Origin of the sequence: Kitasatospora sp. NPDC048540 (genome assembly GCF_040651175.1) — a bacterium.
Taxonomy (GTDB): domain Bacteria; phylum Actinomycetota; class Actinomycetes; order Streptomycetales; family Streptomycetaceae; genus Kitasatospora.
In genome coordinates, this window is sequence record NZ_JBEZIR010000254.1 from 1 (window position 1) to 3,217 (window position 3,217).

Consider the following 3,217-nt stretch of genomic DNA (forward strand, 5'->3'; position numbering starts at 1 on the left):
CGGCGCCGACTCCGGGGTCTGCGGTGAGTGTGGTGGCCAAGGTGAGCAACGAGACGTCGCCGGACTCTGCGGCCCCGCTCGGTCGGTGGCGGGGTCAGGAAGGGTCGCCGTACTGGAGACCGCGTCCGTTGGTGCCGATGTAGACGCGACCGTAGGTGTCGGGGTCGCCGGTGATGATGCCGACGCTGCCGATGGCGCCCCACTGATGGGCGTCGTCGTTGATGCGGAGCCAGGTGGCGCCCTTGTCGGTGGAGCGGAAGACTCCGGCGACGCCCTTGACGGTACCGATCAGGTACAGGGCCTGGTAGGAGGCGCCCGGTGCGGCCTTGCCGAAGCCGACGGCGGAGGCGGACTGCACCGTGGTCAGCGTGGTGAAGGTGCGGCCGCCGTCGGTGGAGTGCAGCAGCCCCTTGCCGCCGCCGGCGATCCACAGGTCAGCGGCGACGCCGGGGACGGCGCTGAGCTTGCCGGTGGGCAGGTTGGTGGCGCGGGCGGTGAAGGTCGCGCCGCCGTCGGTGCTGGCGTAGAGCGTGCCGCCTGCCAGTGAGTAGAAGGTGTTGGCCGAGGACCGGTCGGCAACGACTACGGCGTCGGTGCCCAGACCGTTGACCTTCGACCAGCTCGCCCCCTTGTCGGTCGAGCGGTACGGGGCCTGACCGGCCTCGGCCCAGACGATGCTGGAACCGTCCGCCGCGATGGCGATGTGGCCGCTGTTGGCGCTGCCCACCGGCTTCGCCTTGAAGCCGTTCCAGTTGTGACCGCCGTCGGTGGAGTAGGCGCCGTCCTGCTCGCCGCCACGGCCGACCCGCACCATCACCGAGGGGTTGGACTGGGCGAAGTCGATGCTGGTGCTGTTGTAGATCGTCGGGTTGGTCAGCCGCCCGGAGGGCTCCTTGGTCAGGTCGTCGTACAGGAAACCGCCTTGGTCGCCCATGGAGGTGATGAGGGTGGCGCCGCCGGGCGGGGCGATCGCGTCAAAGAGCGCGGTCTCCTCCAGCCCGCGGGCTCCGATGGTCCAGTGGCTGGTGCCGCCGCTGTCGGTCGCGTTGGCGTCCTTGCTGGCCCAGATGCCGTTGCCGGTGCCGTACAGCACGTGCCCGGAGTCAAACGGGTCGATGCTCAGGGCGGTCATCCAGTGCCCGATGCCGGTACCGAGGTACGGGGCGGCGGAGGCGTCCCGCGCCGACTTCTCGGCCTGGGCAGTCCAGGTCGCACCGCCGTCGGTGCTGCGATAGAGCTCGTCCTGGGGCCACCAGCGGTCCAGGGTGGTGACCATCACCGTGGACGGCGTCTGCGGGTCGACGGCCAGACCGGCGAACCCGTAGCTGCCCTGGGAGGGGGAGATGTTCTTCCACGCCCCGCCGAACGGCGTGTACTTCCACACTGAACCCGCCGTCACGCCGTTGGGTCCGAGCGCGTTGGTGTACGTCAGATACAGCGAGCCGTCACCGGAGAGCACGCCGTGCTGCGGCAGTTGGCCGGTGGGCTGCCCGGAGACGGCCTGCCAGCTGTTGCCGCCGTCGGTGGAGCGGTACAGCGAGGTGGACCTGTCGGCGACGCCGACGTAGATAGTCCTGCTGCCGGCCGGGCCGTACGTCACGAAGGAGATACCCGCGCCGCTGCTCGCCCCGTCCTTGACGGGGAGCGAGGAGACCTGATTCCACGTCACACCGTGGTCGGTGCTGCGCCACAGGCCGTTCTTGCGGGTGCCCAGCAGCAGGGTGTCGTGGTTCGCGGGATCGATCACCAGCCGCTCGCCCGCCCCGCGGGCGTCCTCGTTGCCGCCCAGCTTGAACGGCAGATCGGTGCGCTGGAAGGTGCGGCCGCGGTCGGTGGAGCGCAGGATCGCGCCGTTACCGGCCCAGTCGTTGGTGTAGGTGCCCGCCGCGAGGTAGAGCCGGTCGGGGTCGACGGGATCGGTGGCCAGCGACTCGATGCCCAGAAGGTTCCAGTCCTTCCCGCCGACCCAGTCGGTCAGCGGGATCCACTGCTCGGCCCCGGTGTCCCAGCGGTAGGCGCCGCCCATGTCGGTGCGCGCGTACAGCAGACCCTTCTCCCGCTGGTTGAAGACCAGCCCGGTGACGTAACCGCCGCCCGCCACCGGGGCGTTCTGCCACACATACGGTCCAGCCGCCGCCTGGGTGTCGGCCGTTCTCACCAGCTTCCACTGCTGGTTGGTGCTGCCCTTGCCGGGCCACTGGATGACCTGCACGCCCTGGTTCGTGGAGCTGCCGGAGACGTCCAGGACCTGACCGCTCTTGCGGGAGGTGAAGGTGACGGCCTCGGAACCGCTCACATCGTCGATCCGCCACTGCTGGGAGGCGGAGGACCTGTCCGTCTGCTGCTCGGCGGGAGCCGCCTGGGCGGTCGAGTCGCCCGCTATGCCCAGCACCTTGCCGCTGTTGCGGTTCACCAGCTCGTAGTAGCCGTCCCCGGTGGACCGCAGCTTCCACTGCTGGTTGGCGGTGTTCTGGTCGGTCCACTGCTGGATCCGGGTACCGTCGGCGGTGGAGAAGGCGTTGACATCCAGCACCTGGCCGCTGCGCACCGAGACCAGCCGGTAGTAGGCACCGCCGTCGACCGTCGCGGCCTGGGAGTCCTCGTGTACGAACACGAAGTACGACACGAGGGCGACGGGCACACCGAGCAGCAGAGCGGTGGCGCTCAGGCGACGGCGGTGACGCCCGCGTCCCCGGCCGTTCGTGGGGTTGCTCATAGGTAGACGTTCTCCTAGCGAACTGTGCACGAGAGAAAGGCAGATCCGGACAACTGACCGGATCTACTTCCTTGTGGTCACAGGCTCCGCAAAGGGTTGCCGCGAGCCGGGAACTTTTTCAGGTCGTGGTCGGGTAGGCGATGATCAGCGTCCGAGGTGGCGGTGGCGCCGTCGGCGTCGGCGGTTCACGCGCGCGTGCCCGGGAAGGGGCGGCGCCCTCACAAGCGGCTCAAGAACACGGCTGAGCAGTCACACGGATGCGGCGGCGCTGAAGAGCACCGCCGCACACGTTGGCTGGACGGCTCCTGCCGACGCGACGCCGGCGCGGACCAGGACGTCCAGCCATGCCCGGTGGCGGGTGAGTACGGGACGGTTGGCATCCCCGGTCACTGACGTCCACTTCGAGGGTCGAAGTACGCGTCAGCTGCCCCGAAGACCCACCGCCAGGGTCAGTTCAAGGACCCGGTGCGGCGAGGCGAGATCCGGAAACAGCTCCCGCAG

1 protein-coding gene is annotated in these 3,217 nt (G+C 69.5%); it reads right to left on the reverse strand.

What is annotated here, in order from left to right:
- Positions 1 to 94: 94 nt before the first annotated feature.
- Complete coding sequence (locus tag AB0D08_RS40595; RefSeq protein WP_359895401.1) at positions 95 to 2,716, reverse strand: RICIN domain-containing protein; 2,622 nt, start codon at positions 2,714 to 2,716, stop codon at positions 95 to 97.
- Positions 2,717 to 3,217 lie beyond the last annotated feature (501 nt).

Coding starts and splice junctions, on each gene's coding strand:
- AB0D08_RS40595 (WP_359895401.1), bottom strand. CDS start 2,716: ATGAGCAACCCCACGAACGGCCGGGGACGCGGGCGTCACCGCCGTCGC.